Annotated in this window: 11 protein-coding genes and 2 tRNA genes; 6 read left to right on the top strand and 7 right to left on the bottom strand. The window is 41.2% G+C overall.

Annotated elements, in window-relative coordinates; genetic code table 11:
- Positions 1 to 14: 14 nt before the first annotated feature.
- The gene (locus tag J2746_RS09485; RefSeq protein WP_209619721.1) at positions 15 to 3,437 is read right to left on the bottom strand and encodes a nitric oxide reductase activation protein NorD; all 3,423 of its coding nucleotides are present in this window, start codon (positions 3,435 to 3,437) and stop codon (positions 15 to 17) included.
- A 68-nt stretch (positions 3,438 to 3,505) separates the two neighbouring features.
- A complete protein-coding gene (locus tag J2746_RS09490) occupies positions 3,506 to 4,336 on the bottom strand; it encodes a CbbQ/NirQ/NorQ/GpvN family protein (RefSeq protein WP_209619723.1) in 831 nt (276 codons plus the stop codon).
- Positions 4,337 to 4,495: 159 nt separating this feature from the next.
- Between J2746_RS09490 and J2746_RS09495 the strand changes: the two genes are divergently transcribed.
- The 5 genes from J2746_RS09495 (at position 4,496) to J2746_RS09515 (ending at position 11,091) form a co-directional block, all read left to right on the top strand.
- A complete protein-coding gene (locus J2746_RS09495) occupies positions 4,496 to 6,424 on the top strand; it encodes a VIT domain-containing protein (RefSeq protein ID WP_209619725.1) in 1,929 nt (642 codons plus the stop codon).
- A 505-nt stretch (positions 6,425 to 6,929) separates the two neighbouring features.
- Positions 6,930 to 9,377, top strand: a complete 2,448-nt coding sequence (locus J2746_RS09500; RefSeq protein WP_209619728.1) for a plasma-membrane proton-efflux P-type ATPase — start codon at positions 6,930 to 6,932, stop codon at positions 9,375 to 9,377.
- A 267-nt stretch (positions 9,378 to 9,644) separates the two neighbouring features.
- Positions 9,645 to 10,364: a PKD domain-containing protein gene (locus J2746_RS09505; protein WP_209619731.1), complete on the top strand. Its 720-nt coding sequence runs from the start codon at positions 9,645 to 9,647 to the stop codon at positions 10,362 to 10,364.
- A 168-nt stretch (positions 10,365 to 10,532) separates the two neighbouring features.
- Entirely contained in the window at positions 10,533 to 10,706 is a 174-nt protein-coding gene (locus J2746_RS09510; protein WP_209619733.1) for a hypothetical protein, read from the top strand.
- Positions 10,707 to 10,827: 121 nt separating this feature from the next.
- A complete protein-coding gene (locus tag J2746_RS09515) occupies positions 10,828 to 11,091 on the top strand; it encodes a DUF8108 domain-containing protein (protein WP_209619736.1) in 264 nt (87 codons plus the stop codon).
- Between the two features lie 49 nt (positions 11,092 to 11,140).
- Here J2746_RS09515 and J2746_RS09520 read toward each other — a convergent pair.
- The 5 genes from J2746_RS09520 to ilvE form a co-directional block, all read right to left on the bottom strand.
- A tRNA-Gln gene (locus J2746_RS09520) sits at positions 11,141 to 11,216 on the bottom strand.
- A 66-nt stretch (positions 11,217 to 11,282) separates the two neighbouring features.
- Entirely contained in the window at positions 11,283 to 12,374 is a 1,092-nt protein-coding gene (locus J2746_RS09525) for an OBG GTPase family GTP-binding protein (RefSeq protein WP_209619739.1), read from the bottom strand.
- Positions 12,375 to 12,436: 62 nt separating this feature from the next.
- Positions 12,437 to 14,347: a molybdopterin biosynthesis protein gene (locus tag J2746_RS09530; protein WP_209619742.1), complete on the bottom strand. Its 1,911-nt coding sequence runs from the start codon at positions 14,345 to 14,347 to the stop codon at positions 12,437 to 12,439.
- Between the two features lie 10 nt (positions 14,348 to 14,357).
- Positions 14,358 to 14,606, bottom strand: coding sequence for a sodium:proton antiporter (locus J2746_RS09535; RefSeq protein ID WP_209619745.1), 249 nt, complete (start codon positions 14,604 to 14,606; stop codon positions 14,358 to 14,360).
- Between the two features lie 222 nt (positions 14,607 to 14,828).
- Positions 14,829 to 15,707, bottom strand: a complete 879-nt coding sequence (gene ilvE, locus J2746_RS09540; RefSeq protein WP_209619748.1) for a branched-chain-amino-acid transaminase — start codon at positions 15,705 to 15,707, stop codon at positions 14,829 to 14,831.
- 165 nt (positions 15,708 to 15,872) lie between these two features.
- Here ilvE and J2746_RS09545 point away from each other — a divergent pair.
- Positions 15,873 to 15,947: transfer RNA gene (locus tag J2746_RS09545), tRNA-Arg, on the top strand.
- Positions 15,948 to 16,160: the final 213 nt, after the last annotated feature.

Genomic DNA, 16,160 nt, shown 5'->3' on the forward strand with positions numbered 1-16,160 from the left:
GATTTTCTCTTTTTTTACGTTGTAAGTCTCTTATACAAAAGAGGCAGCATTTCCGGCAGCATCAAAACATCATCGATGATAGTATAACCAACGTCGGAAAATATATTGTTGAGATATTCTCCCGGATTCTTATCCACAGTTATACAGAAGAAATGCATCCCATGGTTATTTCCTTCAGAAATTGCCATTCGGGTATCTTCCTGTGCAATGTCGCCCTGGTATGAATCCTCACCTCTGGACCTGTCATAAGGCTCACCGTCAGATAACAATACCAGCATTTTAGTTCTGGCACCGGTTTTTTCCAGTTTTTTGATGGAATGCCGAATAGCTGGTCCGAGGCGTGTATTTGATTCGGAAGCCAGTATGCTCATTCTCTTTGCAACATCATCTGAGAATTTCTCATCGAATTCCTTGATCTTGAAGTATTCCACGTTATCTTTGCTCTTGCCCGAAAATGCATAGATTGCATACTTATCTCCAATGCTTTCAAGTGCCTGACTCATAATTATCAAAGCATCTTTCTCAACGTCAAGTATGCTTCTGCCATCCATTCCAAGTATCTTGCGTGTGGAGGCACTGACATCCATTAGGAAAAGGGTTGCTACATCCCTCTCATGTTTATGCCACCTGATGTACATTCCTTCATCGGGATTTGCTCCGCATTTTTTAGTTATCAGGGATTCCGTATAAGCATCAATATCAATTTCAGTACCGTCATTCTGTCCTTTCATCCGGTGGAATGCTTCGGGTTTCATAAGGCCGAATGTATGTCTGAGAAGCGCGATCTCATTCCCATAACGTTCAATTGCTTTTTTGTACTGAGAAGTGTTCCCTCCATGGGGTTCCATTTCATTGACGGTACTCCACTCCGAGCGATAATCATTGATACTGCTGTCCCATTCATCATACTTGTAACTGCCAAGCACTCGCCAGTTGTTATTCAGGGGTTGTGTTGGTTTATCCGTTGCCTGCTCCTTAGGTCGTTCTTCATCAGCAGTAAGGTCTGCCTCAGTTTCCGGTATAAAGTTCTTGATGACATTTTCGTATGGTTTTGTCATTGAAAGGTCTGTTTCACCGGTTGCACCAACATCCATCCCACGATATGTTATATTCTGAATCATCCTGTAGTTGATCTCATTAAGTGGTCCGAGTTCTTGTTCAAGTGAGCAGTATATTTCAAAAGCAAGCTCAAAGGCTGAGAAGGTGCTTGATTCTTTAGTGAATATTCTGTTTTCAATTTCATCCTGTATCCCTTTCAGGATCAGGAGTATCTTTTCATCCAGTTCTAGTTCTGTTCCTGGTTCATGTCCGGTGGAAATCCATAGCAATCCTTCCATGAATTTTTCTAGGTCTTTATCAGGAACATCTCTCATCAAAAGCATTTTATGGCGTACTTCTTCAAGATCGGTGCGCACTCCCTTGTAATGCTCCATTATCATATACTCAACACGTGCATCCTCCAGCAGTCCGAATATGGTGGCTGAAATTATCTGGTTCGGGAAAAGTGAGATCAGGTCAACAAGGTCGCTGCTCCCTTCATCTTGTGTATTATCGCTAATTGATCCTGGGTATCTTTTTCTGATAAGTTTTTCCAGTTCCTTCAATTTTACGGGTTCTACATTCAGTGAACTGTAAAGTGCGTGTCCAACTTCATGCATCACACTGAGTTTGTAGATCTTGAAATTGTCTTTTATGTTCTCGTAAACTCCCATCTTTGGTGCAAGATAAATAGTGTTTCCTGCGATGATGGGGTTCATACCCTGAACTTCGATTTGCAATGGCAGAGATGCCATGGAGCGTATTATAAAATTGCTACCTGAAAGACCGAGGGCATAGTACCTGAGTACATTGGCCACTTTTTTGAGAGCGACAGCACCGGTGAGTTCTTCCACAAGTTTTCTTGAGCTCTTCGATTCCAGTGAGAAATAGGCTTTTCCGGCAGGCTTTTTTTCATCTGCCGCTTCCAGCCCTTTAAGAGTCCACTCTTCAAGCTCATTTATATCAAGTTTTTCTAGAATTGTTGGTGAGTTTTCAAAGAAATCCAGTGCAAGTTTCCTGTCTTTTCCGTAAACCCTGAATCCTATGTTTGCCCATTTTTTCACATTTTCAGGATTGTTTTTCTCAGAAAAACTTCCAAGATTGATAAAGAATGCACTGGTAAGAGCTCCTTCTTTCTGTAGAAGCCTGTCAGCTATATTGAATATTTCTTCATGGAATTTAAGTGGTATTTTTGATAGAGAAAAAACCGATTTTTCGTAATATTCTCTGGCATTATCCGGGTCTTGTAATGCAATTGCTTCTCCAGTTCCTGTCCAGATGGTGAACATGTCTTTATCAAGAAGGCTGAAAGCGGCCGAAGCATTCTCAAAATAACTATCAAGGCATTCGGTTTGAATAGTCGCCAGCCCGATTCCCGCTTCTACGATAACTGATCTTATCTCAGGGCTAGTATCTTCATATTTTCCAAGTACAAAGACCGTTGTTATAAACTCTCGAAGAGCATCTTTGTTGTTTCTGAATTCCCTGGTTCCTTTGTCTATCCATTCTAATGCTTCAGAAAGATCAAGTGTACTAATATGTTGCGGGTATGTTTTTAGAAAAGAACTGGCGCTTTTTTTATCTTTATCTGCAAGACTGCAGGTAGCATCAATTAGTTTTGTCAGTTTTTCATCATCTGTTTTTTCCACAATTGTTCCGGCATTTCTGAATAATGCCATTGTAACAAGTTCACCGCATTCCAATGTTTCTTTCATTGAAACAAGAAGCTTCTTTCTTTTTAAAGGCGGGATCTCGGCTAATATCTTTTCAGTAATGTTGATGAGTTCAATGCCTGTAAGCCAGTGTATACCGCTGATATGTTCAACAATCTCACAGTAGGTTTCGAAGTCACTTTCATTTATTAGTGAGCTGATTTGTTCCAGATGTTCAAAATAAACTTCTGCAACCTTTGTGTTGATATTTGCGAGTTTGTTCCCATTGGAAACTAATTTCTGGAATATTTGAGGCTCTGTAGTAACAAGAACTTTTCCAGTGTATTTGAAATAGGCTATTGCAATCCATTTGTTCAGGTCTGATAGGTCAATTCCTCTCAGGGTCCAGTTTTCCAGAAGCTCAAGTCCGCCTTTTTCTATAAGAATAATTGAAGAGTCAAAGAATCCTTCACAGCATGAAACACTAAGTTGTGATACTTCCTTTGCGAGTTCAAGCCAGTTATTGAATTCTGCATCTCCAAGGGCTTTGTATACTCCGGGTGCTGCTCCAAGATAGGCAATGAGAACTCTTTGCCCTCGTTTCTGTGCACCTTTTCCTGCATGGAGTATGATCTCAAGTGCATCATTATCAAGATCGTCAAATCCGATTGCAAGCTCAGAAACCAGTGTATCTTCCAGTGATGGAAAGCAGGATGATATAGGTCCTGTAATCATTTCAGTACTCATAGGATCTCTATTTTCAGAGTCGCCAGTTGGTTACAGATTCACTCCGGTACTCATTAATTCCCCGATATTTACCCCATAATTGCAGCAATGATCTCATCAATGCTTTTCTGCAGATCCTGATTATCAGTTATAGGCTGTGACATTGCTATCTTGCAGGCTTCTTTTGCCTCGATGCCTTCCTGGATGAGTTTTCCTGCGTAGATGAGCAGGCGTGTGCTGACTCCTTCTTCAAGTCCATGGTGTTTAAAGTTCCTGATGCTCTGTCCGATTTCAACAAGCCTGGTTGCAGTTTGCTCGTCTACCTGTGTTTCATGAGCCACTATCTGTTTTTCCAGTTCAGCAGGAGGATAATCAAATTCAATTGCAACAAAACGTTGTCTTGTACTTTGTTTCATGTCCTTGACAATGCTCTGGTAGCCGGGATTGTATGAAACTGAGAGCATGAACTCATTCGGTGCTTTGACAATAACTCCTAACTTGTCGATGGGTATTATGCGCCTGTCATCGGTTAACGGATGGATGACTACTATGGTATCCTTTCTGGCTTCGACAACTTCATCAAGGTAACAGATTGCACCGCTTTTTACCGCTTTTGTGAGTGGTCCGTCACTCCATTCCACATTCTCGCCTTTGATGAGGAATCTTCCCACAAGGTCGGTTGCTGTAAGGTCTTCATGGCAGGCAATTGTTATCAGAGGACGCTGTAATTTCCATGCCATGTATTCCATGAATCGTGTTTTTCCACAACCTGTCGGTCCTTTGAGATTTACTGGTAGTTTGTTCCTGTAAGCAGCTATAAAAATTTCCACTTCGTTGCCTACTGGTACGTAATAAGGTTCTTCAGTTATCAGGTATTCATCAACCGGCAGTTCCTCGGATAAAGCGCATTTCATTGCCATAGCAATCCTCCTCTTATGATAGTAATCTATCCTTTTCTGGTTTAAATGTGCTGTGCAGGAGGAATCTGTGTATATTTAAAGTTCTGGCCCAAACATTTTATATAGTCAATGAATTACATCATAAAGTAATAAGAATTTTAGTTGGGATATGTGGTCATAATGGATATTAAAAAAAGCTCTGCAAGAGCTGTGGTTCTATTGTTATTATTTTTAGCATGTGTATCGCTGGTGGTGCCTTCTCTGGCACAATCGAATATTGAGTCTGATTATATGAACATAAACGTCAAAATAAACGATGGTTATGCCATAACAACCGTTGAGGAAAAACTTGACAACGTGAACAATGAATCTGTAACAGACAAGTTCCAGTTCCTTATTCCTGATGGTGCTTTCATGTCTGCTTTCTCCATGACGATAGATGGTGAGGAGTATCAGGCAGATATACTTGAAAATGAGGAAGCACAGCAAAAGTTTGCAGAGGCGGTGTCAAGCGGCAGGACAGCAGGTCTTCTGGAAACAAGAGATACCGAACTGTTCTCTTATTCTCTGAATTTTGAGGCAAACCAGAGCATCATAGTGAAACTCACCTATGAGCAGGCTCTTACAAGGACGATGGATGAGTATGAGTATTTGCAATATCTAAGGAGCAATCATGTTGTGGAAGATCTGAGTGTAAATGTCGATATAAGTTCATCCACCGATGTCCTGAGCGTTGAAACACCGGGATTTGAGACCGATGTCACTTATCCTTCCACCGACACTGCAAAGGTGGAATATAGTTCTGAAGGTCTGCCTGAGTCTGATATGATCGTTGTGTTCAAGACGGAAAATACCGATGTTGATGGTGAGATGCTGTTCTATGAGCTCAATGGTACGGGATATTTCATGCATATCTTCTCACCCACAGCTGAAGAGTTAGGTACATCGCCTCTTAACAAGGATATCATCTTTGTGATAGACAAATCCGGTTCAATGTCCGGATTTAAGATGGAACAGGTCCGGGAAGCTTTCTCCGGTATAATAGCTGACCTGCCTGAAAATGACCGTTTCAATATTGTGTTCTTTGATTCACATGTAAGGCCATATAGCGAAGAGATCCTTATGGCTACTGAGGTCAATAAGGGAAAAGCAGCGTCACAGGTGCTCAATACAACTGCAGATGGGGGCACTAACATCAACGATGCACTTGTAGAGGCTCTTGATATGTTCTATGACGAAAGTGGTAATGTGCCTATTATAGTATTCCTCACGGACGGCGAACCTACCGAAGGTGTCACTTCAACTGCGGTCATCAGGCAGAATGTACTGGATGCAAATAATGTCGATGCAGCTATATTCTCCATAGCATTTGGAAATGAATATAATTATGATTTCAGTTTCCTTCAGGCACTGAGCTTTGAGAACAAGGGTATTGCAGTCTATTTCGAGGAGAACTCAGAAGCTTCGGCAGGTATAAGTGATTTCTATGAGACTATCTCAACTCCACTTGTAACAGACCTGGTGTTCACCTATGCTGAAGGCAAGAATGTGGTTCTCACAGGAAAGGACCATCTTTTCGTTGGTTCAGAGACAATTGTCCTTGGTAACTACGATGAGACTGCAGCAACTGTTATTTCAACGGCAGACGGAAACACAAGAGACGGAAATTACTCTTCTGAGAATAGTTTCTCCGTTCAGACCTCAGATGATAATGATTTTATTCCTCGTTTGTGGGCTTATAATACAATCAGGAACAAACTTGATATGATGAAAGTTGAAGGAGAGACCAAGGAACTGGTTTCTGAAGTGACCAATCTATCACTTGAGTATGGTTTTGTCACTCCTTATACATCGTTCTTTGTAGAGATTCCACAGGTCGAAGAGCCAGAGGAAGATTACACTTCTGATGAATATGAAGCTGAAGAAGCAGTGATGGATGTGGCTCCTACAGAAGCATATGAAGAAATGCCGGTTGAGGAAGAGGAGTCAATGACCGAATCAATGCCAGTTGAAGAAACTGCAGAAGAGGAATCTCCTGGATTTGGTCTGATGTTTGCATTGTCCATGTTTGGACTTGCAATGCTTGTTTTCAGAAACAAGAATGAATAATTCGATTTTAGATAATGGGAGCCTTATGGCTTCCATTGGCATTATTTTCTTATTTTTTGAGTTAGATTGAAAAAGAATAGTAAGAACTCATTCTATGAACTAAGTTGCTGATATAGAGCATTATTCCAGTTCTAAATGTTGTTATTATCTGAGGTTAATATAAGCTGCAGCTAACCCCATGACAACTATCATTGCGATATACAGGAGAATTACAAGCATCATTCCCATTGTGCTTGACTTGCCACTGTCACTCATGTGTACCATATAAAAGGAATATAACTTGGTATATAAATATTGTTAATCTGATTTTAATTCATATTCATGGTCACAGAATGCAGAATATTCTCTTTTTAAATAGCATATATTAAATAGTATAAATTTAACATCTCAATGGGGAGTTAAAATGATTTTATTATTTGAAAACTCGTTTAGAGCTTTCCACAAAAAGCTCGTTGAATAGTGTTTAGATCTGCTTAGACATATCTCAATGAACTGAGATGAAAACATGAAACAATCAGCATCTTCTGAAATTGAAAATGCAAAAGATACAACTCTGGATGAATTATTTAACCAACTCAATTCTGACATTAACGGCCTCAAAGATAGTGAAGCACAGGAAAGGCTTCAGCAATATGGCTATAACGAACTGCTTGAAAAGAAGAAAAGTCCTTTCAGAAAGTTCATTGGTTATTTCTGGGGTCCGATTCCCTGGATGATAGAGATAGCAGCTTTGCTTTCAGCATTCATTCAACGCTGGGAAGACTTTGTCATAATCTCGATTCTATTGGTCTTAAATGGTGTGGTGGGTTTCTGGCAGGAGAACAAAGCAGATAATGCCATAGAGTTACTGAAACGAAAAATGGCTCTTCAGGCAAGGGTTCTGAGAGATGGTAAATGGAAACCTCTTCCTGCACGTGAACTTGTTCCGGGAGATATTATCCGTCTTCGATCAGGTGATATTGTACCGGCTGATGTCAAGCTCTTTGATGGTGAATACCTGCAGATAGATGAATCATCATTGACAGGAGAATCCCTTCCAGCAGACAAAGAAACAGGTGATATTGCTTTTTCAGGTTCTGTGATCCAGAAAGGTGAAATGAACGGGATTGTATTTGCCACCGGAATGAATACCTATTTTGGCAAGACAACAAAGTTGCTGACGGGTGTCAAGACACAGAGCCATTTCCAGAAAGCTATTATTAAGATCGGTGATTATCTTATATTCCTGGCTGCTATTCTTGTTGCTATTGTTTTTATTGTCGCCATTTTCCGTCATGAGAGTCTTGTAGAAACCCTTCAGTTTGCCCTTGTACTTGTCGTTGCTGCCATACCTGCAGCCTTGCCCGCGGTGCTTTCGGTATCCATGGCCGTGGGTGCCACCCATCTTGCAGGCAAGGGTGCTATTGTAAGTAAACTGGTGTCTATTGAAGAAATGGCAGGTATGGATGTCCTCTGTTCCGATAAGACTGGTACAATAACAAAGAATGAACTGACCTTGTCTGAACTGACGCCATTCGGTGATTATAGTTCAGATGATCTTTTGATCTACAGTGCTCTTGCTTCCAGAGAGGAAGATAATGATCCAATAGACAATGCAGTTCTAAAAAAGATAGAAACTATGGACGGTTTGCAGGAAGCAACTAACGGTTATAGTGTACTGGACTTCAAGCCATTTGATCCTGTTATTAAACATACGGAGGCAAGTATTGAGAGTTCTGATGGCAGAAAGTTCAAGGTTGCCAAAGGAGCTCCACAGGTCATTCTTGATATGGCTGTCAACAGGGACAGTATAAGGGAGAATGTGGAGGATAAAGTAAATGTCCTTGCATCGAAAGGTTATCGTTCTCTTGGAGTAGGTATATGTGAAGGGGATGAATGTCACTTTGCTGGACTGATTGGTTTGTACGACCCGCCACATGAAGATTCTGCAGAGACCATCGACACCGCTGTATCCATGGGTGTAGATGTTAAGATGATAACAGGTGACCATGCTGCCATTGCAAAGGAGATTGCACAGCAGATAGGTCTGGGAACTAATATCACCACTGCCTCTGAACTGGAGGGTAAGACCGACCTTCAGGCACAGGAAGTAGTTGACAGGTCGGATGGTTTTGCACAGGTGTTCCCGGAGCATAAGTACAGAATAGTTGAGCTCCTTCAGAACGATGGACATATTGTTGGCATGACCGGTGACGGGGTAAACGATGCTCCTGCCCTTAAAAAAGCCGATGCTGGTATCGCAGTTGCCGGAGCAACAGATGCAGCAAGGTCTGCTGCAGATATAGTGTTCACGGCTCCGGGTCTATCAACGATAATCGATGCGATAAAAGAGAGCCGGAAGATATTCCAGCGTATGAAGAGTTATTCCATATATAGGATAGCTGAAACCGTACGTGTTTTGTTCTTCATTGCGATTTCGATTATAGCTTTTAATTTCTATCCTGTGACAGCTATCATGATTGTGTTGCTTGCATTGTTCAATGATGCACCTATCATGGCAATTGCATATGATAATGTCAAATATTCGAACCTGCCGGAAAAATGGAATATCAGGGAAGTCCTGAGCATGGCAACTTTTCTGGGAATAATAGGTGTCATATCCTCATTTACCATTTTCTACATTGGAATGCATGTGCTTAATCTTAATCAGGGTATGCTGCAGTCATTTATATTCCTCAAACTTGCAGTTGCAGGCCATCTTACAATATTCCTGGCTCGTACAAGAGGTCCTTTCTGGTCCATCAGGCCAAGCGGGATACTCTTCTGGTCAACTATCGGTACGAAATTCCTCGCAACCCTCGTTGTAGTCTATGGTTTCTACATATCACCAATTGGCTGGAAACTTGCAGGTATTGTATGGATATATGCAGTGGTCGCTTTTGTGATAACTGATGTCATAAAAGTGAGGTTGTACAGTTTGCTGGATCACAGTGAATTGGTTTTTAGCAGGTGATAAATTGGATTTGGTATTTGTTTATAATATGTGATAGCAAATCCTGAGTTACTTTTGAATATATTATGTAACCGGGATTCATTTTCACTATATACTTATAATATCAAGTACCATTTTAAATCAGAGGTTCATATTCGTCTGTGGGGGACGACAAGGCAGCGCTGTCTTACATGTACCTTGTACTTTGTTGATACGTTCTGCCTTAGCTATGGTTATCTCTGCAGGTGTAGGAACTTTCAATATTGCGATATAATGGGGGTATGAGTAATGAGAAACAGACAAAGTATAATGATTATTTTTGGACTGGTTTTAATATTAATGGCGGTAGTGGTTGCTGATGCAATAGGCCAACTACCTGTGGCAGATGCCAACGGACCTTATGAAGAGAATGAAAGTGCAGTTGTGACCTTTGATGCTTCGGGTTCCTATGACCTGGATGGAAGCATTGTCTCATATGAGTGGGATTTGGACGATGATGGAGAATACGATGATGCTACAGGTGTTAATGTTACGCATTTCTATTCTGACAACTACTTCGGATACATAGGTCTGAGAGTTAGCGATGAGGCGGGAAACACAGACATAGATACAGCCTCAGTAACCATCTACAATATACCACCAGATGTGTATGCAGGTCCTGATGCAACCATCAATGAAGGGGATACTTTTACCATTGCAGGTTCTTTCACTGATCCTGGAGAAGATGAGTGGACAGCGGAGGTGGAATACGGAGATGGCTCATCAGCTCAGCCACTTATCATTTCAGGTAAGTCTTTCACTCTAAGTCATGTTTATGTCAGTGATGGTGTCTACACAGTGAAGGTAACAGTGGAAGATGGCGATGGTGGTGTTGGGGTCGACACTCTTGAAGTAACAGTTGTTGACGATGACAATGAAATACCTGAAATACCTGAATTCCCAACATTCACAATTCCAATTGCAGCAATAATAGCTCTGGCTTTCTTCTTCCAGCGTATAAGGGATTAATTGAGGAATTCAAAGTTCCTTTATTTATTTTTAAGATATTTTTACTTTTAATGGTTCGATTCTTGATTCTAAATCTACAAATGTAACTGTTGGAACATACGACCCACTTGATACTACCTATAAAAGTCCAACTTATACTTTGACTATGATACTGGCGGAGATATCTGAATGGTTGTGCTGGATGCTTCAAACCTCTATGCAATGATTGCCATGAGGAAAGATATTCACATTGAGGGGTATGAGGATTCTATCACGGATATTTCCATTGCAGTGGCTTCACTAAAAGGGGGTTTTCTCGCCCAACCCTTTTTATTTAATGTTGTGATTTTAGATACTTTATAAATTTCACTTTTTGTGAAGAACATTTATTAGTAACAATATTTCGAAAAAATAATAAAGTTTCATATCGTAATGAATCACATACTATATTTCATATACTATTTGTGGGAATGAAGGTGGTTTTGTGGCAAATGTATCAGTAAAGAGAGTGGACAGAGACGAGTTCGAACGTGAAATAGAAGATAAGACGGTTGAAGGCTGGACCGTGAAATCAAGAAATGAAAATCTTGCCGTCATGTCAAAACCGGGTGGATGGGGCTCAGCAGTCGGTCACCTTCTTGTTTTTATTGTTCTTGGGTGGTGGACACTACTGATAGGTAATCTGATATATGCACTGTTTGCACATGCGGGAAGTGCACAAGAATTACACATTAAGGTGGATGATTAACACTTTACACAACTGTGTTTAATATCATAAGAATATAGCAAAATAAAAATGGTAGTCCCGGCCGGATTCGAACCAGCGTCTTCGGCTCCAAAGGCCGGAAGGATTGACCACTACCCTACGGGACTACAGTGATTAGCTGAATAAACGCATAATAATACTTATTTGTTATGCAGACCAGGCATTTAAGTCCATCATTTAGCAATGATAAGTGTCAAAAGATCCTGATCCTCAAGCACGTGGTCAAGTCCTGCCCTCTGTCCGGGATGCTTTGCAGAATTTCCCCATACCTGTGAATACCTGAACTTTCTTCTGAAATCACGGTGAAGGTGGTCACATATATCTCCGACTGTGACACCTTTTCTGACAATCAGCGGTTCTTCCATATCAGCAGGTCCTCCCTGTGGTTTCAGGTAGATGCGTATGAAATCAAGAGCATCGAAAATAAGTTCCTTCACAGCCTCAAGGTTCTGCTCTTTATCAGCGGAAATGTATGTCGCTTCCGGATAACCTTCCTTGCACTTCTTAAGCACAAACTCATCAGCCATATCCACTTTATTCACAACGGTTACAGCCGGAATGTACACTCTGTTACCCATAACTGCATCAATAAGCTGGTCAACATTGATATTATCCCTGATAAGCACATGGGCGTTGTGAATCTTATAATCATTCAACACTGCCTTTACCAGATCTTCTGAGATCTCAAGATCCATGGTACTGCTAACAGTAACTCCGCCACGGTCCTGTCTTTTAATTACAACATCAGGTTCTTCCTGGTTCAGGCGAATTCCCGCATCGTACAATTCCTGAGTAAGGACATCATGGTGATAGTTCTGGAAAACATCAAGAATAAAGACAACAAGGTCACAGTTCCTTACAACTGAAATAACCTCTCTTCCACGCCCTCTTCCGCTTGCTGCACCCTTAACAAGTCCGGGTACATCAAGAATCTGAATGGTTGCATTATTATATTCAAGAACCCCGGGAATTACATCAAGGGTTGTAAACTCATAAGCTCCGACTTCAGAATTGGCGCCGGTAAGTTTGTTAAGCAATGTGGATTTACCAACTGACGGGAAACCTACAAGTGTAACTGTGGCATCGCCTGATTTTCTGACGGAGTATCCTTCTCCGCCACCCTTACTTGCAGCCTTTTTGACTACTTCATCACGCAGACGTGCAAGTTTAGCCTTCAGTTTACCTATGTGGTGTGATGTAGCTTTATTGTAAGGAGTCTTCTTGATCTCCTCTTCTACTTCCTGTATATCCTCGTGTAATCCCATTTGCAACCTACCATAACGTCAAAATAAAAAAGATTTTCCCGATTTTTGAATATAACTTAACGTTAAAAGGAGGATATTATACTACCGGTTGTTTCATGAGTTGAGATTCCCTGTGGCAGTCTCTTTGCAAAATCTTCAGAACGTAAAACCTCAAGGAAATCCTTTATCTCTGAAATCTCCATCAGGTCTTTCCTGATAACAAAATCAAACTCATCCTCTGCAACCGGAATGAATTCCAGCCCTGCTTCTTCAGCCGCTGCCCGAAGCCCGAAACCAACATCTGCTTTTCCACTTTTCACAGCATCACATACTGATCTGTGAGTTTTGGAACCGGAATTGTATCCCTTCAGGCTTTTTATTATCTCACTTTTCGAGACTCCCTTCGCCTCAGCCAGAAGGCCAATTTCTCTGTCAAGAAGTGCTCTTGTGCCTGATCCTCTGTTCCTGTTAATTATCTGAAGTTTGAGTATATCTTCAAGACCATATACGTGATTATCCGGCTTAAATATAAGTCCCTGCTCACGTCTGTATCCTTTCACAAGTACTACATCTTCAAGGTTCATTCTCTTCAGGACCGATGAATTGTAATTGCCATCTGCGTCAACCATATTTACGCATGCGATATCTGCAGTACCGCTAGATATTGCTGTAAACCCTGCACTTGAACCCGTGTTAAGTGTTCTGAACATAAGTCCTGTCATCTCTTCAAGCAGGTCAATTCCGGGACATTGCCCTCCTACAAGCATCAGGTCAGGGCTCCTGACATTACCGAACATCGTAACCTCTACTTCCGATCCGGGTTCAATATATTCGGTATGTGCTCTGATCTCAATGATACCATCTGCATCGGAAAGCGTGGTAATAGCTCCTGATGTTTTATCTGCCGGATATACTCTGCCACGGACAACACCCACCGGAAAAAGTTCTTCTCTGCCTCCTGAGCGTATTCCTGTTCCCATGGTAGCAGTCATTTTTGTTTTAAAGGATGGCTTAACGCCAAGTGAATTATGAATGATCGGTGCTACAAATTCGTTGAATATACTGAGGGCAGAGGTAGGATTACCCGGAAGCCCGATTGTAGGGACATTATTTATCATTCCAATTACAACCGGTTTTCCCGGTTTAATGGCAATTCCGTGAGTAAGAGTTTCTCCTTTCTCCTCAATTATCATGTACATGATGTCGCCTGCACCAGCAGAAGTACTTCCTGATGTGAGCACGATGTCACATTCAGTTATTGCTCTGTCAAGAGTTTCTTCCATGAGTTTTTCATCATCATGTACTATTCCGTATATTAGGGGGTTTCCACCGCATTCTTCGATACCTGCAGCAATAGCGTATGAATTAGCATCGTATATTTTGCTGATTCCCAGTTTTTCACCGGGCCTGATAAGTTCGCTACCGGTTGAGATAATCCCGACTACCAGTTCTTTCACCGGAACTTTATCCATACCTACCGATGCAAGAACTCCAATTTCACGGGAACCTATGCGTGTATTCTTTCTCAGGATCCTTTCGCCTTTCATGATGTCGTTTCCGGCACGCATAATGTTCTCATTGATGTGCACCGGCTGGTAGACAAAAAGTGAATCATCGGTCTGCTTTGTGCTCTCGACCATCACAACAGCATCAGCACCATCAGGAATTGGTGCACCTGTGGATATCTCTATTGCCTCACCATCATCAACAAAAAAGCTGTCTTCACATCCCGCAGGTATTGAACCTGTAACTTTAAGGTTAATTGGTTCAGGTTCGCTTGCCTGGTATGTGTCTTTTGCCCTGACAGCATAACCATCTTTTACTGAGCGATTAAAAGCAGGTACATCAAGTCCTGAAAGTATGTCCTCTGCAATTATGTGGCCTGCAGCTTTTTCAATAGGTAAAACAGTAATTCCCGGTTGAACTCTGATGTTGTCAACCAGTTCTCTTGCATCCTCTACGGATGTCAGCTCTCTGAATTCTTTCCGTTCCATTCTGGTCGGTCTACTTTTCGTCTATATACTCAATAAGCTTTTTGTTAAGCCTGAAAACTCTTGAAGCTACATACCAGAGTCCCATCAGGTATACTATCCATGTTGCAATGGAAATCCATTTTAGGCTTCCTGTATCGTCAAGCGCTTCAAAAGTGATGACAAGGGTAACAGGCATTAAGAGCAATATAGCCAGCACCGAATCATTCAGATATTTCAGGTTCTCCAGAACAATTTTATCTTTTCTTCCCTCTTCTACCATTTAATGACCTCTGATCAGACTGATATCTCTCATTTTTAGTCTATTTGTTAACAAAACGAATTATTATTTTAATTATATATTACAGAACTTATGCCTAATTAATGTTTTGAAAATTAACTTCTGGGACTACCATTCAAAGCCTGTGGCTCATTAGCAAAAAAGACAATATAAAAAAAGAAAATGAAGAACTATGTCTTCATTAATGGCTAGTATTTTAGATGTTCAGGGATTGATCGGTGTACCGGTGGTTGTAGTGATTTTCTCAAAAGCTGCAACCATCTTCTTTGTGATAGGACCTGGCTTTCCATCACCGATTGGGCGACCATCGACCTTTACAAGAGGTGCAGCCTCTGCTGCAGTTCCTGTTACGAATATTTCGTCAGCGGTGTAGAGGTCAAACATTCCAAGGTTCTCAACATGGGTTTCAATGCCTATTTCCGCAAGAAGCTCAATGGCTGTTGCCCTGGTTATTCCTTTCAGGTTGTTGATGGTTGGTGGTGTGTATACCTTTCCGTTCTTGATGATGAATATGTTATCTCCTGAACCTTCTGAGAGGTAACCGTTCTGGTCGAAAAAGATTGCTTCATCTCCTCCCTTCTCGTTTGCTTCTATCTTAGCGAGGATGTTGTTCAGGTAGTTGAGTGACTTGATGTTTGGTGAAAGTGCATCACAGGAGTTTCTTCTGACTGATACGGTAACACCGGTAAGACCAACTTCATAGAGGTCGCCATACATTGCACCCCATTCCTGTGAGATGATGTAGATATTTGGTTTCGGACATTTTCTTGGGTCAAGACCAAGGTCACCAACACCTCTTGAAACAATAGGTCTGATGTAGGCATCTGTCAGGTTGTTTTTCCTGAGTGTTTCCAGAATAGCTTCTTCCATCTCATCTCTGGAAATCGGTATTTCAAGGGCAATTGCCTTTGCGGAGTCATAGAGCCTGTCAACATGTTCGCGTAATTTAAAAACACGACCATTGTATGCTCTTATTCCCTCAAAGACACCATCGCCATACAAAAAACCGTGGTCATAGACGGATGTTGTGGCCTGGGATTTAGGGACAAAGTCACCGTTGTAATAAATCAATAGTTCACTCATGCGTAAAGCCTCAATCTTAATATTATAATAGTTGCTAGTGTTCATGTCAAACTATTATTTATTTGTATTCACATGTTAATTTTGAATTTATTCACAAAGTTACTATGTTCTGACAATAGTATTTTATACTAGAAAACCTATTTCCAATCCCAGTCAATGCTTAGCGGTCCCGTGGCTTAGCCAGGATATAGCATCGGGCTTCTAACCCGAGGGTCAGGGGTTCAAATCCCTTCGGGATCGCTTTACTTTTATTAATCTTTCTGAAGTGGATTGAAACCTGTTTTTTAATTGAGCCACGATTTTACAGCTTTAACTCAAAAGCGAGAAGTCCCCTTCCTCGGAACGTAGCGACAGGTAAGGGATGAAAGCGTCATAAACCAATCAAAAAACAGTATCAAACACTAACAATTAAATAATCTTAAATCATAATATAAAACAGGTATTTTTTATGCA

It is taken from the genome of Methanolobus bombayensis, from assembly GCF_017873415.1.
Lineage (GTDB): Archaea > Halobacteriota > Methanosarcinia > Methanosarcinales > Methanosarcinaceae > Methanolobus > Methanolobus bombayensis.